Source organism: Arthrobacter sp. SO5 (genome assembly GCF_020532805.1).
GTDB lineage: Bacteria > Actinomycetota > Actinomycetes > Actinomycetales > Micrococcaceae > Arthrobacter.
Genome location: NZ_MQTQ01000021.1, coordinates 50,866 through 72,601, shown reverse-complemented (window position 1 = coordinate 72,601; position 21,736 = coordinate 50,866). Strand labels below are relative to the sequence as shown.

The following is a 21,736-nucleotide window of genomic DNA, read 5'->3' as shown; positions in this document are numbered from 1 at the left end:
CACCTTGGGGGTGACCGGCCGCCGTCGCCGTTTTCGGTGGGATGCGAAGGGCGTTACTTCTTGCCTTGGTTCGCGACTGCCTGGATGGCCGCGGCCGCGGCCTCCGGGTCAAGGTAGGTGCCGCCCGGGTTGAGCGGCTTGAAGTCCTCGTCCAGGTCGTAGACCAGCGGGATCCCGGTGGGGATGTTCAGCCCGGCGATGTCCTCGTCGCTGATGCCGTCCAGGTGCTTGACGAGCGCGCGCAGCGAATTGCCGTGGGCCGTGACCAGCACGGTTTTGCCGGCCTTGAGGTCTTCCTTGATGTCCGATTCCCAGTACGGCATGAGCCGGATCAGGACGTCTTTGAGGCACTCGGTGCGGGGCATGGCGTGGCCGAGGTCCTTGTAGCGCGGGTCCCCCGCCTGGGAGAACTCGGAATCGTCGGCCAGGGGCGGCGGCGGGGTGTCGTAGGACCGGCGCCACAGCATGAACTGCTCCTCGCCGAATTCGGCGAGGGTCTGGGCCTTGTCCTTGCCCTGCAGCGCGCCGTAGTGGCGCTCGTTGAGGCGCCAGTCCCGCTTGACGTCGATCCAGCCGCGGTCCGCTTTCTCGAGGGCCAGGTTCGCCGTGTTGATGGCCCGCTTCAGGCGCGAGGTGTACAGGATGTCCGGGAGGATGTTGTTCTCCACGAGAAGCTCGCCGCCGCGAACCGCCTCGGCACGGCCCTGGTCATTGAGGTCAACGTCCACCCAGCCGGTGAACAGGTTCTTGGCATTCCAGTCGCTGTGGCCGTGGCGCAGCAGAATCAGCTTGTAAGTCATGGTTTTCATCCTAGCTGAGCGGTCCCGGGCCCTGCCGAGCGTGACATTCCGGGCCGCTTCCACTCCACCTCCACCCCAACACGGGGTCACCTACGGCCCATCCCGCGGCTCCACACGGGCCGTAGGTGACCCCGCGTTGGAGGATAGGCTGGGAGGTGTGGTGCAAAAAGCTGAGCGCGTGGGTGTCCCCCGGATCACGGGTGGCCGCACCCGCGGCGCCGGGCCCGTGGGCAACGTGACGCGTGGAACCACCAACCCCAACCGGATGCGGCGCCTGGACCGCTGGCTGACCGGGCCGCAGGCATGGCGGCTGCGCGCGGCGGCCGATCCCCTGGTGGTCGATCTGGGCTACGGCGCCTCCCCGGCCACCGCCGTCGAACTCTTTGAGCGCCTGTCCGTGATCCGTCCGGACGTGCGCGTGGCCGGGATTGAAATCGAACCCGAGCGGGTCCGGCTGGGCCGGGAACTGGAGCGCCCCGGGCTGAGCTTCCAGCTGGGCGGCTTCGAACTCCCGGTGGCCGGCCGCCCGGTGCTGGTGCGCGCCTTCAACGTGTTGCGGCAGTACGAGGAGTCCGACGTCGCTGGCATCTGGCGGCTGGTGCAGGGCCGGCTGGCTCCGGGCGGCTTGTTCATTGACGGCACCTGCGACGAGATCGGCCGCAAGGTCACGTGGGTGGCGCTGGATGCCGGCGGGCCGGTGAGCCTGAGCCTGTCCCTGCGCTTCGGGAGTTTCACGCTGCCCTCAGAGGTGGCGGAACGCCTGCCGAAGGCCCTCATCCACCGGAACGTGCCGGGCGAGAGAATCCATTCCTACCTGCAGGCCATGGACCAGGCCTGGCTGGAGGCGGCGCCGCTGGCCTCGTTCGGCAACCGGCAGCGCTGGTCGGCCATGTGCCGGGCCCTGCTCGACGGCGGCTGGCCAGTCCAGGACGGACCGTCGCGTTGGCGGCTAGGAGAACTGACCGTCGGCTGGGACGCCGTCGCGCCGGGAAACTAGCTCACCACGGGCCGTAGGGACCCGCGTTGCGGTTGCCGCCGCGGCCCGCGTCCTTGACGGCGGGACGCACATCGGCGAGGTATACGGACGCTGCGGTCACGGCCGCGAGGCCGAACAGGCCCAGCGGCCCCAGAAGCCCGCCGCCGCCGCCCAGCAGGGACAGCAGGCCCACGGCCAGGGCCCCGCCGGTCAGGGCCAGCCAGAAGGTCTTGGTCCGCTTGGACACGGCCTCAAAAACCGGTGACTTGTGGCGGAGGCAGTCGAAGAACGCCCACACCTCAAGGGCAAGGGCTACGAGGGCAAGGAGAAAATAGATCCCTGTTTCGACATAGAAAATAAGCGCTCTGGCGTCCATTCCCCCAGCCTATCCGTCCAGCGTTGCCAATGCGCGCTCCAAATCGGCCCAAAGGTCCTCGACGTTCTCGATCCCGACGCTCATCCTGACGAGGTTGTCAGGAACACTGGCCGGCTCGGCCACGTGCCGGCGCCGGCGTTCAATCAGCGACTCAACCCCGCCAAGGGACGTGGCGGGCAGCCACAGCCGCAGGGCCCTGATCATGCGGTCCGCCGCGTCCGCACCGCTGAGCCCGCCGTGTTGTCCCTCGACGGGGGATACCTCGATGCAGAGCACAGAGCCGAAGCCCCTCATCTGGGCCCGGGCCCGCTCATGGCCGGGATCGGTGGCGAGGCCGGGGAAACGGACGCTGCCCACCCGCGGATGCGTGCTCAGCCGCTCGGCCAGCACAGCCGCCGAAGCCTGTGAACGCTCGATGCGCAACGCCAGGGTGCGCAGCCCGCGCAGGGCCAGCCACGCCTCGAACGGGCCGGCAATGCCCCCGTGGATGGTGCGGTGGTGCAGCAGCGTGGCACGGAGGCCGGCGTCGGATGTCACCAGGGCGCCGAGCACGACGTCGGAGTGGCCCGACAGGTATTTCGTCACCGAGTGCAGGACGACGTCGGACCCGAGCGAGAGGGGCTGCTGCACGAGGGGCGTGGAGAAGGTGTTGTCAGTGACGACGACGGCGCCCGCCTGGTGCGCCGCCGCGGTCAGTGCCCGGATGTCCGCGACGCCGAGCATGGGGTTGGTGGGGCTCTCCAGCCAGAGCATGCTGGCAGCTTTCCCGCCTGCCGGCGCGAGTTGCGCCAGGACGGCGTCCGTATCGGTGATGTCCACGGTCCGCAGTTCCAGGAAGCCCTTTTCCGCGAGTTCCGTGGCCATCACCAGCGAACCGGCGTAGCTGTGGGTCGGCATCACGAGCACGCCCTGCGCCGGGACCAGGGACAGGGCGGAGCTGGCGGCGGCCAGCCCCGAGGCGTACAGCAGGCCGGGCAGCGTGGCTCCCTCAAGCTGTCCCAGGGCCTCCTCGAAGGGGTCCCAGGTGGGATTCGAATACCTGCCGTAGCCACGGTCCCCGTCGCTGAGGGGTCCTGTGCCGAAATAGGTGGAGGACAGCACCAGCGGCGGGTTGACGGGCTCGTCCCGGCGGCGCGCGGGACGGCCTGCGGCCACCACCACCGTTTCAGCGGAAAGGGAGGCTGCCTGCTCTTCGGAAAGACTCATGGTCACAGGGTACTTTGGCGCCGCCCAGGGCAGCCAAGGCGTTAAGCGAAGGCACTATGGTGTCGGTGATTGTCGGTAGTCTAGAAGTGTGACTACCCAGAACCCCGGACTGTTTATCGCCTTTGAAGGCGGCGACGGCGCAGGCAAGTCCACGCAGGCGGCCGAACTGGCCGGGGCCCTTGAGTCGCGCGGCCTGACCGTGCTGCGGACCCGCGAACCGGGCGGCACCCCGATCGGCGAAAAACTGAGGTCCCTGGTGCTGGACCACGGCCACGGCCACATCGATGCCCGCACGGAGGCCCTCATCTTCGCGGCCTCCCGCGCCGCCCACGCCAGCCAGGTGATCCGCCCGGCCCTGGACCGCGGCGAGGTGGTCCTCACGGACCGCTACATCGATTCCTCGGTTGCCTACCAGGGCGCCGGGCGCGACCTCGGCACCGAAGCCGTCCGCGACCTCAACGAATGGGCCACCTCGGGCCTGCAGCCGGACCTCACGGTGCTGCTCGACGTCGATCCCGAACTCGGGCGCCTCCGCCGCACCGCAGGCGACGCCGCGGAGGACCGCCTGGAATCCGAGGCGGATGAATTCCATGCCAGGATCCGGACCGCGTTCCTCGACCTCGCCGCTGCGTTGCCGGAGCAGTACCTTGTCCTTCCCGCCCGCCTCCCGGTCGAAGAACTCGCCGCCCGGATCCTGGCGCGCGTCGAGTCCTTGCTTTCCCTCCCCCGCCGGGTGAACCGGGTGACCCGGGTGACCGCATGAGTGTGTGGGAGGACCTTCAGGGCCAGCCCGCCGTCGTCGCGCAGTTGCGCCAGGCCGCCCTGGGCGAGGCACTCACGCACGCCTGGCTCTTCACCGGGCCGCCCGGTTCCGGCCGCTCCAACGCGGCGAAAGCCTTCGCGGCCGCCCTGAACTGCGACCAGGACGACGTCAGCCTGCGCGGTTGCGGGGAATGCGCCGCGTGCCGGACCATCCTCGGCGAAACCCACTCCGATGTCGCCTTTGTGCGTACCGAGAAGGTCACCATCACCATCGATGAGGCCCGTGAGCTCGTCTCCACTGCTGGTAACCGGCCGTCCTCGGGCCGGTGGCGCATCATTGTGGTGGAGGACGCGGACCGGATGGCCGAGCGGACCACCAATGTGCTCCTCAAAGCCATCGAGGAGCCCACGCCCCGCACCGTCTGGATGCTGTGCGCACCCTCGCCTGCCGATGTGCTCGTGACGATCCGCTCCCGCTGCCGCTCCGTGGCCCTGCGGCTTCCGCCGCCCGCCGACGTCGCGGCCCTGCTGGTCAAGCGCGACGGCGTGGACCCGGCCGTCGCCGATCGTGCGGCCCGCGCCGCGCAGAGCCACGTCGGAATCGCCCGCCGTCTCGCCAGGGACCCGCAAGCGCGGGAGCGCCGACTCGAGACCGTGCGCTTTCCGCTGGGCCTCGGAGGCGTCACGGCCGCGGTGCTGATGGCGGAAAAGCTCGTCAAGATTGCCACCGAGGAGGCCAACAGCTCCAATGATGAGCGCGACGCCGCCGAGAAGGTCGCGCTGCTCGCCACCCTCGGCGCGCCCGAGAGCGGCACGCTGCCGCCGGCGATGCGGGGCCAAGTGAAGCAGTTGGAGGATGACCAGAAGCGGCGGGCCAAGCGTTCGGTCACGGACTCCCTTGACCGGACGCTGACAGACCTGCTGTCCTTCTACCGTGATGTGCTGATCATCCAGATGGGGAACGCCGTTGAACTGGTCAACGTTGAACTCAGGAACGAACTCGATGATTTCGCCCGCCATTCCACCGCTGAAACCACCCTTGCCCGCATGGACGCCATCAACAAGGCCCGCAAACGGATCACCACCACCAACGTGGCCCCGCTGCTGACCATCGAGTCCATGGCCGCCAGCCTCCTCTGAGACCTGGCCGATCGGCCCCACCGGCCGGCCCACGTCGCTCCCTTCCGATCCGCCAAGGAGAACCGCATGAAGCCTGCAAGACCAAGGCCTGCCAGATTCCGGTCAGTAGCGACCGGCCTGCAGGCTGCCGGCGCCCTCGCCCTGGCCCTGGCGCTTGCCTCGTGCAGCCTCTTCGGCGGAAATCCGGGAGCCAACGACGCCGGTAAGCCGGATCCGGCGATCGCTGCCTCGGCGCCTGCCGAGCTCCGCAGCTTCTACTCTCAGCAGGTGGACTGGACCAGCTGCGAGAAGGACTTCAAGTGCGCCAAGATCAAAGTGCCGCTGGACTACAGCAAGCCTGACGGGGACACCATCGAGATCGCCGCCCTCAAGCTCTCCACCAAGAGCAACAACAAGGGCAGCCTGCTGATCAACCCTGGCGGACCCGGGGCGTCGGGCTACGACTTCGTCAAGGACGCCGGCGCCACCTACTTTTCCGACAAGGTCCGCGCCAACTACGACCTCGTGGGCTTCGATCCGCGGGGGGTGAAGCGCTCCGCCCCGGTCACTTGCCTCACCGACCAGGAACGCGATGCGTCCCGTGCCAAGATCTACCAGCTGAACACCGACGCCGGACTGGAGGCAAACCTCCAGGACAACAGGGTAATCGCGGCAAAGTGCGTCGAAAAGACCGGGCCGGTCCTGGCCCAGATCGACACCGTGAGTTCCGCCAAGGACCTCGATATCCTCCGCGCCGCGCTGAACAACTCGAAGCTGAACTACATGGGATTCTCCTATGGGACCTTCCTGGGCTCCACGTACGCCTCGCTGTTCCCGGACAACGTCGGCCGGATGGTCCTGGACGGCGCCCTTGATCCCTCCCTCAGTTATGAGGAGCTGACCGCCGGGCAGGCCAAGGCCTTCGAGAAGGCCCTCCGCGCATACGTGGAGCGCTGCCTCCAGGGCGGCGGCTGCCCGCTGAGCGGGAGCGTGGACGACGCCATGCAGCAGATCAAGGACGTGGTTGACGCCGTGGAGGCGAATCCCCTGCGGGCCAAGGACGGCCGCATCGTCTCGGCGTCGACCGTCGTCACGGGCCTCATTGTTCCGCTCTACAACGACGACAACTGGCCTCTGCTCACCCAGGCCCTGAGTGCGATCATGAAAAATGATCCGACGCCGTTCCTGAAGCTTGCCGACCTCAACGCCGACCGCGAACCCAACGGCATCTACTCCTCCAACACCACGTTCGCGTTCGGCGCCATCAACTGCCTGGACTACCCCATGGTGTCGGATACGGCGGCGATGCGGGCCGACGAGGCGCAGCTGCGGCAGGTCTCGCCCACGTTGGGCTACTACTTCGCCTACGGCGGCGCCAACTGCAAGGACTGGCCATACAAGAACGTGCGGACGCCGGCACCGGCGGAGTACAAGGGGTCATCCGAGATTCTGGTGGTGGGGACCACCGGCGACCCGGCGACCCCGGTGGAATGGGCAAGTTCCCTGCGCAAGCAACTCGGCAACGCCGCCCTGCTGACCTGGCAGGGCCAGGGGCACACCGCCTACGGCCGCTCCAACGACTGCATTAAGAATGCCGTCGACGGCTACGTCGTGGACGGCAAGTCACCGGCGGACAACACTGTCTGCTAGGGCCTGCCGGGGGAAGCGGGCCGCCTGCCCCGGCTCATTTTGACCCGGGCGCCGGGACTCCATTACAGTTATCTCTTGCATGATCCGCCCGGTTCGCCGGGGTTCATGCGGTTGCTTCCTTAGCTCAGTTGGTAGAGCGTCTCACTCGTAATGAGAAGGTCATCAGTTCGATTCTGATAGGAAGCCCGAGAAGAACCCCCGGAAATCAACGATTTCCGGGGGTTCTGTCGTTTTTCAGAGTACCGTTCCTGGTCGCCAAGAGCGCGTGAGAACTTTTCGGGACCCGCCTCGCCGCGGGGCGGAAACGTGCCCGCCGCATTTCCTCTGGAAACCTCGGCACCGCAGCCCTACCATGAAGCCATGTTGGGCACCCGCACGGTGAGGACTTTTGCGGACGGTTTCGGCGGCGAAGTGATCAGGCCGGGCGACCCGAAGTACGACGCTGCGCGTGCGGTGTGGAACGGTCTGGTCGACCGCAGGCCCGGCCTGGTCGTACGGCCGAACGGAACGGCCGACGTCGTGACGGCCTTGCGGTTCGCCCGCGAACAGGACCTCGTAGTTGCCGTGCGCGGCGGCGGCCACAGCATCCCCGGCTTCTCGACATGCGACGACGGGATAGTCATCGACCTCTCGCGGATGCGCGGCGCCACGATCGACCCCACACAGCGCACGGCTGTCTGCGCCGCCGGCGCGCTGCTCTCAGAGTTGGATGATGCAGCCCAGTCGGTTGGCCTCGTGTGCCCCGTCGGCGTTGTCTCCCATACCGGCGTCGCCGGACTCACGCTGGGCGGCGGGATGGGCCGCCTGCAGCGGAAGTTCGGGCTGACGATCGACAACCTGCGCTCGGTGGAGTTTGTAACGGCCGACGGCGGGATCGTCCGCGCCTCGGCGGACGAGAACCCCGACCTCTTCTGGGGTGTCCGCGGGGCCGGTGCAAACTTCGGCGTCGCGACGTCGTTCGAATACGTCCTCCATCCACTCGACCATCCGATCACGCACGGGACAGTCGTCCACCCGATCGACCGCGCCGGCGAGCTGGCACAGCTCTTCACTGAGCTTGCCGAGACGGGACCGGACGAGCTGTGGCTCGGGTTCTACATCCGCCTGGCGCTCCCGGTGGAGGATTTCCCGCCAGGGATCAGAGGCAGACCGGTGGCCGCCCTCTCCGTTTTGCACTGCGGGCGGCCCCGCGAGGCCGAGCGGGATCTCGCACGGCTTCGTGCGTTCGGGCCGCCGGTTGCCGGCTCGATCGAGCCGAAACCCCACCTGGCCGCACAGCGCCTCGCCGATGAATCCTCGGCGTGGGGCCACCGCTTCTACATGAAGAGCGCCTTCCTCCGCAGTCTGCCCGGGGAGCTCGTCGAACTGGCGGTCCAGCAGGCCCACGGGATTCCTGAGGGAGCCGGGGGCGAGTTCGGTTTCTGGTCGTGGGGCCGGGCGATCGCCGAGGTGTCGGAAGATGCGACCGCGTTCACGGGCCGCACGGCGGCCTACTGGATGGGCGCCGAGATCCAGTGGGACGATCCGGCGCTGGACGGGCCCTGCCGTGAGTGGGCCCGGGCGGGAATGGCCGACGTCGAACGTTTCGCCACGAGGGGCCGCTACGTCAACGACGTCGCCGAATCACGGGAGGACGCGCGGACGATCTACGGCGACGGGAAGTACGAGCGTCTGGTCGGGCTCAAGCGTGCGTGGGACCCGGACAACGTCTTCCGGATGAACCAGAACATCCGCCCTTAGCCTGCGCAGCCTGGAAGCCGGCCAAGAGCCCTGGCCGGGCGAAATCCCGGCCCGGCGTGGTGTTGGCGCCTACGATGGTCCGGATGAGGATCACCAAGCGCGCAGGCTACGCCTCCGCAGTTGCCCTGGCTCTGGCGTTTCCGCCGATCGTCCTCGCCGTGCCCGCAGTGGCCGAACCGTGTGGAGCGATCGGTGGCGTTATCCCGGTGCTGATCTGCCCGATCCCGTCCCCAAGCGGCCCGCCGGCGCCACCAGCGCCGCCGCCGATGCCCCCAGCACCGGCCCCACCTGCGGGCACCGCCGCACCAACGACGTCGGCCCGGGTACTGCCCCCGGCACCGGCACCGGCTGCTCCAGAACCAGCCGCCGCCCTGGCCCCGGCCGCGACTGCCGGTCAGCCGGTGACGGTGCCACCGGCAGTGGACCGGAGCGTCCCGGCGCCCGCCGAACAGACGGCCTCCGCTGCCCCGTCCTTTCCCGCGGCCGCCCCGAGGCAGGCTCCCGGAGTACCAGCGGAGCCCCCGATGTCCGACGCAAACGACGGCGGTGGCGCTCCCGGCCCATTCCTGCTGTCACTCGGTGGCCTCCTGCTGATGGTCTGGGCCGGGGCCGGCCTCCGACGGCGCGCCTGAGAGCTACCTGGCGGTCAGAACCGGGTTCACCGGGGCCGTCGCGGCATCGACCTGCAGACCGACGGTGCGCTTCTGGCCTGTGCTGATGGTGGTGGCCCAGTCGGAGCCGGTGCAGGTGACGGAGACCCTGGCGATGAACGTGCACTTCACACCCCAGGAGTTGGCCACCCTCGTGACGTTCGGATCCGGCCAGGTCACGGACCAGGTGAGGGCACTCCGCAGTCCGGTGACATCGATGTTGGCGACGTAGCCGCCGTTCCAGGAACTGGTGACCCGCCAGCCGGCGCTGACGGCTGACCCGGGCGACGGGGCGGGCGACGGCGAAGGGGTAGCTGTCGGCGTCTGCGTCGGCGTCGCGGTCGGTGCAACCGTCGGCGACGGCGAAGGGGTAGCTGTCGGCGTCGCGGTCGGTGCAACCGTCGGCGACGGCGAAGGGGTAGCTGTCGGCGTCGGCGTGGCGGTCGGCGTCGTACCCGTCAGGATGGGCGCCAGCGCGGCCAGCTTCGCCGCCTCCGGGGTGCGCCAGTCCGCCTGGACGAGGCCGCCGGTGATGCCGCTGTTCGGGTTGAAGGCCCAGTAGGCGTAGCTCATCGAATGAGCGCCGAGATAGGACACCATCTGATCCATCCACTGCTTGTCCGAGGCGGTCTGCAGCGCGGACCCGAACTCGCCCAGCAGGACCGGGGCAATGCCCTGTTTCTGGAGGTAGCCCCAGTTCTTGTCCCAGACGGCGGGCAGGTTGTTCGGGTAGTTGGCGTCGCTGAACCACTTCTGCGGGTACAGCGAGGCCGGATAGTCGTGCGGCGAGTAGACGACGCGGTGTGGCGTGGCCAGTAGCACGGGCTTCGCGCCGGCGTCGGCGAGCCCGCCGCCCCACCAGGTGGCGCCGCCGCTCCCCTGGTTCTCGATACCCTCGACCAGGATGAGCAGCTGCGGGTTTGATGCCAGAACGGCATTGCCGCCCCGCGTGGCCGCCGCGTGCCAGTCGGTCGCGGCCGCCCCGCCCCACGTCGCTGCCCCGGCGGGCTCGTTGTGGAGGTCGGCGCCGATCACGGTGGGATCATTCTTGTAGCGTTCGGCGAGCATCTTCCAGTCAGAAATCCACCTCGACTCCGGGTACGCGGAGGTGTACCAGAGCGGCGATTGGTCCGCACTGGACGGGCGGTGGCGGTCCAGGATGATCTTGAGGCCGTTGGCCTTGGCCCGGGCGACGACAGTGTCCATCAGGACCAGCGGCGCCTTGCCCTCGAGCGCGTAGGCCCGGTTGGCCCAGTAGTTCATGTTGCCCTTGATGGACGTTGCGGCGAGGCACTCGTTGGAGTACGGCAGCCGGACGGTATTGAATCCCATGGACTTGATGTTGGCCAGGGCGTCGTCGATGGTGAGCGTCCCCCACAGTCCGTGCGGCATGCAGTCGGAGGTCTCCATCCCGAACCAGGACGTGGCCTTGATCGTGTATGCCGCGTTGTTCGAATCGCGGATGGTCCCGCCGTCGGTGTGCAGCCAGCCGGTCGACGGTGCTGGGGCGGCCGGCTCGGCAGTGATGGCGGCCCCGCTGGGACCGGCTGCCTGCGCCGGGACGGTGAAGGCGGAGAGAGCGATCGCTCCGGCCAGCACGCAGGTGGCAACGCCAGCCGCCACGGCCTTGGGCCTGACGCCGGAGTGGCGTGGCTGGTTCGACAAAAGCTTCAAATTTCCTCCAAAGGATGGTGGCGCGCACTTTTTCACGGGCGGCAAACAAAAACTACCAAGCGCACCCGTAAAAATATGCAGTTCGCTGAATATTTCCTGCCCGTGCCGCAGAACAGCCCCGGCAGGAGAGCCGGGCTTCCGTGGCCTTGTCTTTGGGCGGACCTTGGACAACCCTAGGGACATGGAAGGGCCCGGGCGGATGCGGAACGGTCATGCCGCAGTGCCCGGCGTGAAGCGGCACATCGTGTGGGGCCCGGTGGTCGGCTTCGGCCTGGTCAGCCTGGCCGCGGATGTGGTCTCCGACGGCGCCCGCCCGCTGGCCGGTCCGCTGTTGGCAGAGCTTGGCGGCTCCGCCCTGCTCGTGGGCCTCGTGACGGGCGCCGCCGAGGCCGCCGCGCAAGGGCTGCGGCTGGTCTTCGGACCGTGGGCGGACCGGACCCGGCGGTACTGGACCTTCACGATGGCCGGCTACACGCTCACCGCCGTCTGTATACCCTTGCTGGCTCTGACGCCCTTCCTCGGGGCGGCGGGGCTGCTACTGGCCGGCGCACTCATCATCGGAGACCGGGTGGGCAAAGCCGTCCGCAGCCCGGCCAAGACCGTCCTGCTGGCCGCTGCTGCCAAGCCGGTAGGCCGTGGCCGTGGCTTCGCGGTCCACAAATCCCTCGACCTCGCCGGGGCCCTGATCGGCCCGCTCCTGGTCTCCGCAGTGCTGGCCGCCACGGGCAGCATTTCGGTGGCCCTCGCTGTGCTGGCCATCCCGGCGGCGGCGGCCCTCGGACTGTTGGTCTGGCTCCGCCGCCGCGTCCAGGATCCGGGCACGGTCCGGGCGACGCCAGCCGATGCGGCCGGAGCTGACGCTGATGCTGGCGGGGCGGCCCCCGACGACGACGCCGACGCAGCGGCGCCTGCCTCCGCCGGCCGGCCGCCGTCGTTGTTGACAGGAAGCTTCCTGCTGTTCGCCATCGCAGCTTTCTTCTGGAGCGTGGGGCTGGTTGCCTTCGGCGTCATATCGTTCCATCTGACGACGACGGCGGCCGTTCCCGTCGCGGCTGTCCCGCTCTTCTATGCGGCGGCGATGGGGGCCGGCGCCCTCGGCGCCCTCGCCAGCGGCGTCCTGTACGACCGGGCGGGCGGGGCCGTGCTGCTCGGCCTGCCGGTGCTGATCACTGCCGTGCCCGTGCTGGCGCTGGCCCCTGGCGCAGGGCTGGCCCTTGCCGGCGTCCTGATCTGGGGCGCCGCTACCGGCATCCAGGACTCCACGGTCAAGGCACTGATCGCCGATCTGGTCCCCGAACTCCGGCAAGGCACGGCCTATGGCGTCTTTGCCGCCTTCGAAGGGGCCGGGGCGCTGGCCGGCGGGGTACTGTACGGCGCGCTGTACGGCAGCCGGGCGCTCCTGATCGGCGTGGTGGCCGGCCTGCAGGTGCTCGCCTTCGTCGTCCTTCTTTTGACCATGCGGAAAGCGCGCCGGTCCCGGTTGCCTGTTCCCTGGCTCTAGCGCGAGGACCAGACGGACGTGGCTCCGGAATGGCCGGTGACGATGCTCTGGTAGATGAAGAAGGCGCCGACGGCGGCCCCCGCCACCAGCAGGACAATGCCCACGCCGCGGTTGGTCCGCAGGCCGCCCAGGAACGCGAAGCGCCGGCCGATCGGCTCGTAGGTGACAACGATCATCGCAACAACCACGGCAAAGAAGATCACGGCCACGGCCTTGAGCACGTCACCCTGCTCGGCGTGCTCACGAATCAATGCCGACGATGGCCGGGACTCTTGCAGCTGTTCGCCGGCCTGCGCGGTCAGCAGCGACAGGGGAACCATGCCCAGGGACAGCAGTGCCAGGGGCCACGCGAGGTAGCCGCGCCAGCGCTGGGCTGCGGCGTAGATGATCGCGCCCAGTCCCGCGACGGGCGCCAGCACCACCACGGCGTGGATGAGCAGGATATGGGCCGGGAGCCCGCCGATCTCGATCAATTCTGCTCTCCTCCGAAGAATGTGCCTGCCCGCGGCCCAGGCCCCGGGCTCGGCTTCTATGATTCTTGCATGGGAGAGCTGGAGCTGGCGGGCATTGCGGCACGGCTGTACGCCTTGGCGTTCGACGACTTCGTGGCCGCCCGGACCGCCGCTGCCAAGGACGCCACGTCCGCCGGCACTGCGGCAGACGTGCGCTCCCTTTCCAAGCCGTCCGTCGCAGCCTGGACGGTGAACATGTTCGCGGCCCGGCACCCCGATACGCTCCACGAGCTCTCCGCACTGGGGGAATCCATGCGTGCCGCGCAGTCGGCCCTCGACGCGGCGGAACTGCGGAAACTGAGCCACGAGCGGCGGCAACTGCTCTCCCGCGCCGTCAAGGAAGCCCAGGCGGCGGCGCAGCAACAGGGCCGCAGGATCAGCGCGGCCATCGCAGCGGAGGTCGAAGAGACGCTTCGGGCAGCGACGGCGGATGCGGGTGCAGCGGCCGCCGTGCAGAGCGGGCGCCTGCTGCGTGCACTGTCCGCAGACGGGGTGGACGCCCTGGACCTAGCCGGCGCCGTCGCACTCCCCGGCCTTGCCGTGCCCTCAACAGCAGCTCCGGTGCCCCCGGACGCGTCCGGCCAGCTTCCTTCCGGGTCCTCCCCGCCGGACAGCGCCATGGCAACGGAGAAATGGGAGCAACCCCGGCTGCGGGCAGTACGGCAGGAGCCCCGCACGGCCACCCCCTCGGCCTTGGAACGCGCGCGGGCCGCGCTGCAGGACGCCGAGCAGGCCGCTCGCCAGGCTGCTGAGGAATCGGGACGGCATGAGGAGGAACGGGCAGCCGCCGGCAAGCACGCGGCCGGGCTGGCCGGGGCCGCGCGAACCTTGCGGGAGCAGCTGGAACAAACAGAGCTGGACCTCAAGTCGGCACGTCAGCGGCAGGAGCTGGCGGCGGCCCAGGCTCAGCAGGCGGTCCGGGCTTCAGTCAGGGCACGGCGCAAAGCGGACCTTGCCCGCGAGCGGGTCCTGCGGCTTGGCAACACGCCGGAGTGATGCGGCGTTAGTGTCACAGGCCGGCTGCACACTTAATTCATGGAGACGAACCAGTGCTTTGAAGCGACATCTTTTGACGTGACGTACCTGGACACGGAGTGTGGCCGGATCCGCACCGAACGTTTCGCGGAGGCCGCCGAGGCAGAACGCTTCGCGGACCGCCGCATAGTGGATGAGGACGGCTGGGCCGTCATCGACGCCGTGCCGCTGCGGCGGGACCGGCAGGCTGCCTGACACGCCGGAACGACACCCTGGCGGCAGAAAGGGCCCCCACCCGTCCGGGTGAAGGCCCTGCTGCGGCGTCGGCCAGGCCGCGGACTCAGCAGCCAGCGTGCCTGGCCGTTGACCTGCTCAGTTACGCGGGTGGCTTAGGCGAAATCGGAGACAGCCGGGTCCGCGCCGATCCGGCCGGCACCCTCCGCCGAGTTGTCCAGGCCGTTGATGGCCTGCACATCGGTCTCATCCAGGCTGACATCCAGCGCGGCGTAGTTCTCGCGGATTCGGGATTCGGTCACGGACTTGGGGATGACCACGTTGCCGATGGCCAGGTGCCAGGCGATCACGACCTGGGCCGGAGTGGCGTTGTGCTTGGCTGCGATCTGGCCGATGACCGGGCTCTCCAGCAGCTCGCCGCCCTGGCCGAGCGGCGACCACGCCTGGGTGAGGATGCCCTTGGAGGCGTTGAATTCGCGCAGTTCGGCCTGGTTGAAGAAGGGGTGCAGCTCGACCTGGTTGATGGCGGGCACCACTCCGGTCTCGTCGATCAGGCGCTGCAGGCCTTCCTTGGTGAAGTTGGAGACGCCGATGGTCTTCACCCGGCCCTGCTTCTGCAGCTCGATAAGAGCCTTCCAGGTGTCCACGTACTTGTCCTGCTTGGGCTGCATCCAGTGGATGAGGTACATGTCCAGGGTCTCCAGGCCGAGGCGCTCCATGGAGTCCTCGAAGGCCTTCAGCGTGGACTCGTAGCCCTGGTCCGCGTTCCACAGCTTGGTGGTGATGAAGATTTCCTCAGGCTTGAGGCCTGAGCGTCCGATCGCCCGGCCCACGCCGGCTTCGTTGCCGTAGATCTTGGCGGTGTCGATGTGGCGGAAGCCGGCCTCGAACGCCTGAACAACCACCTTTTCGGCCACGTCATCTTCAACCTGCCACACCCCGAAGCCGAGCTGGGGAATGGTGTTGCCGTCATTGAAAGTCAGTACCGGTGAAAGAGTCATAGAACTATCCTGCCAACGTCACAGCCCACGGGCCAGCGCAGAAGCGAGGCTAAGCTACGCGCGTAACGGGGAATACCCGGCGGCAAGCCGGGTGCCGCCGTGTTTCTGTTCCTTGTCTTTAGTTCCGGGGCGGGTCCCCGGCCAGCCGCCGTTCGGCGTCACTGACGTGCTCCAGCACCGCTTCGGCGCGGCGCCGCACCGACTCTGCCCCTGCGGAGACGGGCCCGACGGCGAGCCGGAGCATCGCCGCGGCTTCGGCCGTCGTCGCCAGGGAGTTGCCGGCGGTCGACAGCGCCCGGTGGACCCCGGACAACGCGCCGGGGATGTCCAGGCCCTCGCTCGGGGACCGGCGCTGGGCCTCGACGCAGATGCTCCGGACCCGGCCCGAAAGCGCCGAGAGTTCGTTGGCGATTTCCAGGAGCTCGGCATAAAGCGCCTCGTCCTCTACGCCCTCGAGGATCTGGTGGTAGCGGTCCAGGCCACGGATGAAGCGGTCATGGGCGCGCCGCCAGAGGCCCTTGCCGAGCTCGGCGTCGTCTTTGCGTCCCTGCCGGGCGGTGCTGAAGAATCCCAAGGGTGTCCTAGAGGTACTGGCCGGGGCCATGTTCCGGATCAGCCGGCGCCGGACGCTGCGAGGCATCCGCGCCGGGCTTAGGCGCCGCGGCACGTTGCGGTTCACCGTCTTCCCCGATAATGACGCCCGGCGCAATCACCGTTCCGGGCGGTAACTGGCGGAGCCGCAGCTGGGCGTTGGCCTGTTCCCGGGCGGCGTGCTGCGCCGCAAGGGCCGTCTGGATGCCATGGAAAAGCCCCTCGAGCCAGCCGACCAGCTGGGCCTGGGCAATGCGCAATTCCGCGTCCGTGGGGGTGGTCTCATCGGGGAACGGCAGATTGATCCGTTCCAGTTCAGCGACGAGCTCCGGGGCCAGGCCGGCCTCGAGTTCCTTGATGGAGCGCCGGTGGATTCCGGCGAGCCGGACCCGTGCGGCGTCATCCAGCGGGGCAGACTTCACCTCGTCCAGCAACTGCTTCATCATGGTTCCGATCCGCATCACCTTGGCCGGTTCATCCACCATGTCCTGGAGCTGGCTGGCTTTGGGCCGGGCCGCGGCGGGCCTGTCTCCGGGCGTTCCCGGTGCTCCCCAGCCTCCCGGTGCTCCCGCGCCGGCTGCCGGTCCTGGCGTTCCAGCCGCGGCAAATGGCGGCGCCTGGCTGCCATCCCGGGCGGGTTCGGGATCCAGCGCGGTCCCCTCGACGGGACCGCCGTTGGCAGGCTGCGTGGCGTTCGGATCGCTCATGGCTTCATACTCTCACGAGCCGCGGGCGGCGAACCGGGCGCCGCAACGCGGCACCCGGGCCGCCGACGCCGGAAACGGCGGAAGACGCCGTCGAGCACGATGGTGCACAACGGCGCCTTCCGGAAAGCAGCGGCCGATCAACACGGCCCGGTCAACCAACACAGGCAGCATTCGCCCGTCAGCAGCACCGGCTCTGCGGGTTGCTGTCCTGGCGGTCCGTGTGGTCCCGCCAAAACTCCCGTTCCGTCAGCGGCGGAATGCCCTGTCCCGCGGCTGCATGATGCTCCAGGTACTTCGTGTAGGCATCCGCGCCCATCACGCCGCCCAGGTACCGGGCGAAACCCCGGAACCCGTCAATCACCGCGTTCATGTCCGCGGCCGCATCAGTGCTGCCCGGCCTTTTCGAACCGAACATCGGCCGGGAGTTTTTCCCACTCGGCCATGAGCTCCCGCTCTGCCGGGGTGGGGATCACGCCGGCGGGGGCGAAAATGCGCGACGCGACGGCGGGGTCCTCGTGATTCGGGTTCGGCACACCGCGCGTTGCGTTGCGGAATGCCTTCACCGTCGCCAGGACCGCCGTGATGATGACGATGATGCTCAAGACCACAAAGATCACCGACAGCCAGCCCTGGATCATGGTGTTGCGGACCACGGCCTCCATCGCCAGCTGGGTCTTGGCGGTGCCGAAGGAGGTCTTGCCGTCCGCGAGGGCCTTGGCGAAGGCCGCGTTGTTAGCGAAGTAGCCCACGGCCGGCACCGGCGAAAAGATCTTGTAGAAGCTGGCCGTGATGGTCACGACGGCCGCGAAGGTCAGTGGAAGCGCGACGATCCAGAGGTACTTGAAGGACCCGCGCTTGGCCGCGATGGCCATGCAGACCGAGAGGGCGATGGCAGCCAGCAGCTGGTTGGCGATGCCGAACAGCGGGAACAGCGTGTTAATGCCGCCCAGCGGATCGGTGACGCCCATCAGCAGGACGGCGCCCCAGGCCGCGACCATGATTGCGGTGCACAGCCACGCGCCGGGGCGCCAGGAGTGCTCCTTGAACTTGGGAACGAAGTTGCCGATGGAGTCCTGCAACATGAAGCGGGCCACACGGGTGCCGGCGTCGACTGCGGTCAGGATGAACAGCGCCTCGAACATGATGGCGAAGTGGTACCAGAACGCCATCATGGCCGTGCCGCCAATGAACTGCTGCATGATGTGTGCCAGCCCGACCGCGAGGGTCGGGGCGCCGCCGGTGCGGGAAACGATGCTCTGCTCGCCAACGTTCCTGGCCGTCTCGGCCAGGAAATCCGGAGTGATGTTCACGCCGGCCAGTCCCAGGCTGTTGACCCACTGCGCGGCGGTCTCCACGGTCCCGCCGGTCAGGGCCGCGGGGGCGTTCATGGCAAAGTACAGGCCGCGGTCAATGGAGATCGCGGCGACGAGTGCCATGATGGCTACGAAGGATTCCATCAGCATGCCGCCGTAGCCGATGAATCGGGTCTGGCGTTCCTTCTCGAGCAGCTTAGGCGTGGTGCCGGAGGCGATCAGGGCATGGAAGCCGGACAATGCACCGCAGGCGATCGTGACAAAAAGGAACGGGAACAAGGAACCTGACAAGACCGGTCCGTTGTCCCGGCTGGCGAACTCGCTGAACGCCGGGACCGTGACTTCCGGACGGACCACGATGACGGCCACGGCCAGCATCGCAATCACACCGATCTTCATGAACGTGGACAGGTAGTCGCGGGGTGCGAGCAGGAGCCATACGGGCAGGACCGCGGCGATGAAGCCGTAGATGATGAGTCCCCAGGCGATGGTGACCTTGTCCAGGTGGAAGACGGCCGCGCCCCATTCGGTGCCGGCGACGGCGCCGCCGCCGATGATGGCCGCCATGAGCAGCACGAAGCCGATGAGGGAGACCTCCATGACCTTGCCGGGCCGGAGGTAGCGCAGGTACACGCCCATGAACAGGGCGATCGGAATGGTCATGCCCACGGAGAAGACACCCCAGGGGCTCTCGCCGAGGGCGTTCACGACGACGAGGGCGAGGATCGCGACGATGATCACCATGATGAGCAGTGTCGCGACCAGGGCAGCGGTGCCGCCGATCACGCCGAGCTCTTCGCGCGCCATCTGGCCCAGGGAGCGTCCCCCGCGGCGCATGGAGAAGAACAGCACGAGGTAGTCCTGGACGGCACCGGCCAGAACGACGCCGATGATGATCCAGATCGTGCCCGGAAGGTACCCCATCTGGGCTGCGATGATCGGGCCAACCAGCGGGCCGGCACCGGCGATGGCGGCGAAGTGGTGGCCGAACAGGACGTTGCGGTCCGTACGGACGTAGTCCTTGCCGTCGGCCTTGTACTCGGCCGGGGTGGCGCGGCGGTCGTTCGGCTTGGTCAGGTAGCGCTCAATGACCTTGGAGTAGAAGCGGTAGCCAATCAGGTACGTACACACAGACGCGAAGACAAACCAGATGGCGTTGACGGTTTCGCCGCGGACGATGGCCAGCATAAACCAGGCAACACCGCCCAGCAGGGCGATCGCAGCCCAGAGTGCGATTTTTGCCGGCGTCCAGGTGCGATCCTCGGCGTCGGCGACGCCCGGGTCTATCCCAGTGGGCGGGAGCGCCGGGTCCGGCACAATGCCATCATCGACTTGTAAATTACTTTGCGTGCTGTGCGGCATGATGCCCACGTCTCCTCCTTGAGAATCCCAACTGGGCAAATCCACTCGACAAACCTGCCCCAAGGCACCCTACCAACCTGGCAACCGCGGGGTATGGATTGGCGCCCGCGGTGCGCCGGGCGGCCCGGCGGGGGCGTCGAACGGTAGGGAAACGCCAGGAAGAAGGGAAGCGCTAGAGCGGCGGGTTGGCCAGTTGCATGAGCCGGGCCTCGCACAGGTCCAGCCAGCGGACCTCCGCTTCGGTCTGGAAGATGAGCGAATCCAGGACCAGGAGGCGGGCGGTGTCGGCGTGGCGCTGCATCGCCGCGGTGTCGCGCCGGGCCTTGGTGTACTCCTGCAGGGCGCGGATGGAGACCGCGCGCTGGGCCTGGATGGTTGCCCCGACGTCGACTCCGGGAAGGGTCAGCCCCAGCGCGAGTTTAATGGCCAGCTCATTGCGCGGCGGATTGGCGCGCGAAACGGGCGACGTGAACCAGGCCCGGACCTCGGCCTGGCCCTCCGGGGTGATGGAGTAGTTGACGTGGCCCGCGCCGTCGGCGCCTTCCTTGCGGACGAGGCCGTCGCGCTCCAGCCGGTCCAGGGTGGTGTAGACCTGACCAATATTGAGCGGCCAGGACGAGCCGGTACGGTCCTGGAACTCAAGCCGCAGCTGATAGCCATAGCGTGGCCGGTCCTGCAGCAGTGCGAGGAGGCTGTGGCGAATCGACATGGGGCTCCCGGAGGTAGCGGGACGACAGCATACACGCGCCCCAAGACGCGTGTATACCGCGTATGGAATTACCGTACCGGCATTTACGGTCCGGACGCAATCCGGCGTATGCCATACCGGGCATACGTCGTCCCTGCCGCCCCTGGCCGGCCGCCGCCTACATAACCAGCAGGATCTTGCCTACGTGATCCCCGCTGTCGAAGTAGCGGTGCGCGGCGCGGACCTCGTCCAGCGGGAAGGTCCTCGCCACGAGCGGCCGGATCCTTCCGTCTGCCAGCAGCGGCCAGACGGCGTCGCGGACCGCGTCCATGATGACGGTCTTCTCCTCGACCGGGCGGGGGCGCAGGGCCGTGGCAATGATGGCGGCCCGCTTGCTCAGGAGCCTGCCGAGGTCCAGCTCGCCCTTGGCACCGCCCTGCAGCCCAATGACCACGAGCCGGCCGTAGTCCGCCAGGGCCTCGACGTTCTGTTTGAGGTATTTTGCGCCGACGACGTCGAGGATGACGTCCGCGCCCTTGCCGTCGTTCTGCGCACGAAGGCTCTCCGGGAAGTCCTCCTCGGCATAGTTGATCGCGATGTCCGCTCCCAGGAACGCCTTTGCCGTGCCGACCTTCTCCGCGGTCCCCGCCGTCGCAGCCACGCGGGCGCCGAAGGCTTTGGCGAGCTGGATGGCCATCGTGCCGATGCCGCCCGTGGCGCCGTGGATGAGCACGGTCTCGCCCGGCTGCAACTGGGCCGTCATGATCAGGTTGGAGTAGACCGTGGCCGCCACTTCCGGCAGGGATGCGGCGGTGACCAGGTCAACGCCGTCGGGAACCCGCAGGACCTGCCCCGCCGGAACAGCGACCTGCCCGGCGTAGCCGCCGCCGGCCAGCAGCGCAACCACCTTGTCCCCGATGGAGAATGGCTTGCTCACGCCGGGGCCGAAGCCGGCGATCCTGCCGGAAACTTCCAGTCCGGGGATCTCGGAGGCGCCCGGGGGCGGCGGGTACAGGCCCTTCCGCTGCTGGACGTCGGCACGGTTGAGTCCCGCGGCGACGACGTCGATCAGCACCTCGCCGGGGCCGGGCACCGGGGCCGGGACCTCACGGATCTCCAGGGCCTCGGGCCCGCCCGGCTCTGAAATGTAGACAGCCTTCATGGAGAACTCCGATTTTCTAACTGACTTCGTGCAGGGATGCTCCTGCGGCACACCACGTCCGGCAGCACCACTCCCAGAGTATGCGGGGTAGCTGCGACCGTCCGCGAGCGCCGCCGCGTTTTTTGTGGCTGTCCACCGGCTGTGGAACACTACTGGTTAGGGAAGGTTGTCCGAGCGGCCGATGGAGCTGGTCTTGAAAACCAGTGTGCGGTGACCCCGTACCAAGAGTTCGAATCTCTTACCTTCCGCGAAATGATGCCCCTGGCTAATGCGCTTGCCGCAGAGCCGGGGGCATTTTTGCGTTCCGCCGGTGGTCGGCCCTCGGGTTATCGAGAGCCCCAGGCGACAGCACGGCCACCTGGCCGCGCTACAGCGTGTCGAGGGGCGCAAAGCTAATCCACGCACCGGAGGACAGTACTTTCGGACGGGTCGCCACCCTTACGGATCCCACCGGAGCCGTGTTCAAGATCGTCGCCGAAAATCGCTGAGGCCTGGCCCCAGCGGATCGGGCGCCCGGAAAAACTTCAGAAAAGCTGAGGAAAAACTCCAGGAAAACTGCTGCAGTAAATGCCGGCCGGCCTCTTCCTTCCCGGAAACTGGCCGGTATTCTTTTGGCATGCCCGGCGCCCGGAGCCGCCGCGCGTAGGACATTTGCGCAGTTCACAAGCTCTGCCCACACCGTCTCTGGGGCCGCCTTTGAGGTCTCCAGGGAGCCTGTGAGGCGTTCCGCTGGGGGC

21 protein-coding genes and 2 tRNA genes are annotated in these 21,736 nt (G+C 68.2%); 11 read left to right on the top strand and 12 right to left on the bottom strand.

The features are described from left to right. Window positions 1-53: 53 nt before the first annotated feature. Complete coding sequence (locus BJG92_RS03860; protein ID WP_232082702.1) at window positions 54-800, bottom strand: phosphoglyceromutase; 747 nt, start codon at window positions 798-800, stop codon at window positions 54-56. Window positions 801-957: 157 nt separating this feature from the next. Between BJG92_RS03860 and BJG92_RS03855 the strand changes: the two genes are divergently transcribed. Next, the gene (locus BJG92_RS03855; protein ID WP_232082701.1) at window positions 958-1,797 is read left to right on the top strand and encodes a class I SAM-dependent methyltransferase; all 840 of its coding nucleotides are present in this window, start codon (window positions 958-960) and stop codon (window positions 1,795-1,797) included. Between the two features lies 1 nt (window position 1,798). Here the strand turns inward: BJG92_RS03855 and BJG92_RS03850 are convergent, their stop codons facing one another. Together BJG92_RS03850 and BJG92_RS03845 are read right to left on the bottom strand one after the other, a co-directional pair. After that, window positions 1,799-2,152 carry a DUF2516 family protein gene (locus tag BJG92_RS03850; protein ID WP_232082700.1) on the bottom strand — a complete coding sequence of 118 codons (354 nt, stop codon included), beginning with the start codon at window positions 2,150-2,152 and terminating at the stop codon, window positions 1,799-1,801. Window positions 2,153-2,161: 9 nt separating this feature from the next. Continuing rightward, window positions 2,162-3,358: a PLP-dependent aspartate aminotransferase family protein gene (locus tag BJG92_RS03845; RefSeq protein ID WP_232082699.1), complete on the bottom strand. Its 1,197-nt coding sequence runs from the start codon at window positions 3,356-3,358 to the stop codon at window positions 2,162-2,164. 88 nt (window positions 3,359-3,446) lie between these two features. Here BJG92_RS03845 and tmk point away from each other — a divergent pair, with 88 nt between their 5' ends. The 6 genes from tmk (at window position 3,447) to BJG92_RS03815 (ending at window position 9,261) form a co-directional block, all read left to right on the top strand. Beyond that, window positions 3,447-4,121, top strand: a complete 675-nt coding sequence (gene tmk, locus BJG92_RS03840) for a dTMP kinase (RefSeq protein ID WP_232082698.1) — start codon at window positions 3,447-3,449, stop codon at window positions 4,119-4,121. Further along, a complete protein-coding gene (locus BJG92_RS03835) occupies window positions 4,118-5,260 on the top strand; it encodes a DNA polymerase III subunit delta' (protein WP_232082697.1) in 1,143 nt (380 codons plus the stop codon). Before tmk ends, BJG92_RS03835 begins: the two co-directional genes overlap by 4 nt. 66 nt (window positions 5,261-5,326) lie before the next feature. Further along, entirely contained in the window at window positions 5,327-6,889 is a 1,563-nt protein-coding gene (locus BJG92_RS03830; RefSeq protein WP_232082696.1) for an alpha/beta hydrolase, read from the top strand. A 113-nt stretch (window positions 6,890-7,002) separates the two neighbouring features. Continuing rightward, window positions 7,003-7,075 (top strand) — tRNA-Thr (locus BJG92_RS03825). A gap of 174 nt (window positions 7,076-7,249) precedes the next feature. Beyond that, window positions 7,250-8,629: an FAD-binding oxidoreductase gene (locus BJG92_RS03820; RefSeq protein ID WP_232082695.1), complete on the top strand. Its 1,380-nt coding sequence runs from the start codon at window positions 7,250-7,252 to the stop codon at window positions 8,627-8,629. Window positions 8,630-8,712: 83 nt separating this feature from the next. Beyond that, window positions 8,713-9,261: a hypothetical protein gene (locus tag BJG92_RS03815; protein ID WP_232082720.1), complete on the top strand. Its 549-nt coding sequence runs from the start codon at window positions 8,713-8,715 to the stop codon at window positions 9,259-9,261. A 3-nt stretch (window positions 9,262-9,264) separates the two neighbouring features. Here BJG92_RS03815 and BJG92_RS03810 read toward each other — a convergent pair whose 3' ends face one another. Next, window positions 9,265-10,953: a cellulase family glycosylhydrolase gene (locus tag BJG92_RS03810; protein WP_232082694.1), complete on the bottom strand. Its 1,689-nt coding sequence runs from the start codon at window positions 10,951-10,953 to the stop codon at window positions 9,265-9,267. 181 nt (window positions 10,954-11,134) lie between these two features. On the opposite strand from BJG92_RS03810, the gene BJG92_RS03805 reads away from it, so the two are divergent. Continuing rightward, on the top strand, window positions 11,135-12,454 hold the full coding sequence (locus BJG92_RS03805; protein ID WP_232082693.1) for an MFS transporter: 1,320 nt from the start codon (window positions 11,135-11,137) through the stop codon (window positions 12,452-12,454). Here the strand turns inward: BJG92_RS03805 and BJG92_RS03800 are convergent. Next, entirely contained in the window at window positions 12,451-12,927 is a 477-nt protein-coding gene (locus tag BJG92_RS03800) for a DUF2231 domain-containing protein (RefSeq protein ID WP_232082692.1), read from the bottom strand. The genes BJG92_RS03805 and BJG92_RS03800 overlap by 4 nt on opposite strands. A 69-nt stretch (window positions 12,928-12,996) precedes the next feature. Between BJG92_RS03800 and BJG92_RS03795 the strand changes: the two genes are divergently transcribed. Both BJG92_RS03795 and BJG92_RS03790 read left to right on the top strand, forming a co-directional pair. Further along, window positions 12,997-13,962 (top strand): hypothetical protein, encoded by a 966-nt coding sequence (locus BJG92_RS03795; RefSeq protein ID WP_232082691.1) that lies wholly within the window; start codon window positions 12,997-12,999, stop codon window positions 13,960-13,962. Window positions 13,963-14,001: 39 nt separating this feature from the next. Further along, window positions 14,002-14,196, top strand: coding sequence for a hypothetical protein (locus BJG92_RS03790; RefSeq protein WP_232082690.1), 195 nt, complete (start codon window positions 14,002-14,004; stop codon window positions 14,194-14,196). 134 nt (window positions 14,197-14,330) lie between these two features. On the opposite strand, the gene BJG92_RS03785 is transcribed toward BJG92_RS03790, so the two are convergent. The 7 genes from BJG92_RS03785 to BJG92_RS03755 form a co-directional block, all read right to left on the bottom strand. Beyond that, entirely contained in the window at window positions 14,331-15,176 is an 846-nt protein-coding gene (locus tag BJG92_RS03785; RefSeq protein ID WP_232082689.1) for an aldo/keto reductase, read from the bottom strand. A gap of 118 nt (window positions 15,177-15,294) precedes the next feature. Next, window positions 15,295-15,750, bottom strand: a complete 456-nt coding sequence (locus tag BJG92_RS03780; protein WP_232082688.1) for a hypothetical protein — start codon at window positions 15,748-15,750, stop codon at window positions 15,295-15,297. A 7-nt stretch (window positions 15,751-15,757) separates the two neighbouring features. Then, a complete protein-coding gene (locus BJG92_RS03775; protein ID WP_232082687.1) occupies window positions 15,758-16,474 on the bottom strand; it encodes a bacterial proteasome activator family protein in 717 nt (238 codons plus the stop codon). Between the two features lie 178 nt (window positions 16,475-16,652). Further along, window positions 16,653-16,844: a YbdD/YjiX family protein gene (locus BJG92_RS03770; RefSeq protein WP_232082686.1), complete on the bottom strand. Its 192-nt coding sequence runs from the start codon at window positions 16,842-16,844 to the stop codon at window positions 16,653-16,655. Between the two features lie 13 nt (window positions 16,845-16,857). Beyond that, entirely contained in the window at window positions 16,858-19,149 is a 2,292-nt protein-coding gene (locus BJG92_RS03765) for a carbon starvation CstA family protein (protein WP_232082716.1), read from the bottom strand. 172 nt (window positions 19,150-19,321) lie between these two features. After that, a complete protein-coding gene (locus tag BJG92_RS03760) occupies window positions 19,322-19,858 on the bottom strand; it encodes a PadR family transcriptional regulator (RefSeq protein ID WP_232082685.1) in 537 nt (178 codons plus the stop codon). A gap of 157 nt (window positions 19,859-20,015) precedes the next feature. Then, a complete protein-coding gene (locus BJG92_RS03755; RefSeq protein ID WP_232082684.1) occupies window positions 20,016-20,999 on the bottom strand; it encodes an NAD(P)H-quinone oxidoreductase in 984 nt (327 codons plus the stop codon). A gap of 160 nt (window positions 21,000-21,159) precedes the next feature. Here BJG92_RS03755 and BJG92_RS03750 point away from each other — a divergent pair. Continuing rightward, a tRNA-Ser gene (locus tag BJG92_RS03750) sits at window positions 21,160-21,247 on the top strand. Window positions 21,248-21,736: the final 489 nt, after the last annotated feature.

What these genes read in the sequence shown, in the direction of transcription:
- BJG92_RS03860 (WP_232082702.1), bottom strand. Translation starts at nt 800, where the DNA reads ATGACTTACAAGCTGATTCTGCTGCGCCACGGCCACAGCGACTGGAAT.
- BJG92_RS03850 (WP_232082700.1), bottom strand. Translation starts at nt 2,152, where the DNA reads ATGGACGCCAGAGCGCTTATTTTCTATGTCGAAACAGGGATCTATTTT.
- BJG92_RS03845 (WP_232082699.1), bottom strand. Translation starts at nt 3,358, where the DNA reads ATGAGTCTTTCCGAAGAGCAGGCAGCCTCCCTTTCCGCTGAAACGGTG.
- BJG92_RS03835 (WP_232082697.1), top strand. Translation starts at nt 4,118, where the DNA reads ATGAGTGTGTGGGAGGACCTTCAGGGCCAGCCCGCCGTCGTCGCGCAG.
- BJG92_RS03830 (WP_232082696.1), top strand. Translation starts at nt 5,327, where the DNA reads ATGAAGCCTGCAAGACCAAGGCCTGCCAGATTCCGGTCAGTAGCGACC.
- BJG92_RS03820 (WP_232082695.1), top strand. Translation starts at nt 7,250, where the DNA reads ATGTTGGGCACCCGCACGGTGAGGACTTTTGCGGACGGTTTCGGCGGC.
- BJG92_RS03815 (WP_232082720.1), top strand. Translation starts at nt 8,713, where the DNA reads ATGAGGATCACCAAGCGCGCAGGCTACGCCTCCGCAGTTGCCCTGGCT.
- BJG92_RS03805 (WP_232082693.1), top strand. Translation starts at nt 11,135, where the DNA reads ATGGAAGGGCCCGGGCGGATGCGGAACGGTCATGCCGCAGTGCCCGGC.
- BJG92_RS03795 (WP_232082691.1), top strand. Translation starts at nt 12,997, where the DNA reads ATGGGAGAGCTGGAGCTGGCGGGCATTGCGGCACGGCTGTACGCCTTG.
- BJG92_RS03790 (WP_232082690.1), top strand. Translation starts at nt 14,002, where the DNA reads ATGGAGACGAACCAGTGCTTTGAAGCGACATCTTTTGACGTGACGTAC.
- BJG92_RS03785 (WP_232082689.1), bottom strand. Translation starts at nt 15,176, where the DNA reads ATGACTCTTTCACCGGTACTGACTTTCAATGACGGCAACACCATTCCC.
- BJG92_RS03775 (WP_232082687.1), bottom strand. Translation starts at nt 16,474, where the DNA reads ATGAGCGATCCGAACGCCACGCAGCCTGCCAACGGCGGTCCCGTCGAG.
- BJG92_RS03770 (WP_232082686.1), bottom strand. Translation starts at nt 16,844, where the DNA reads ATGAACGCGGTGATTGACGGGTTCCGGGGTTTCGCCCGGTACCTGGGC.
- BJG92_RS03765 (WP_232082716.1), bottom strand. Translation starts at nt 19,149, where the DNA reads ATGCCGCACAGCACGCAAAGTAATTTACAAGTCGATGATGGCATTGTG.
- BJG92_RS03760 (WP_232082685.1), bottom strand. Translation starts at nt 19,858, where the DNA reads ATGTCGATTCGCCACAGCCTCCTCGCACTGCTGCAGGACCGGCCACGC.
- BJG92_RS03755 (WP_232082684.1), bottom strand. Translation starts at nt 20,999, where the DNA reads ATGAAGGCTGTCTACATTTCAGAGCCGGGCGGGCCCGAGGCCCTGGAG.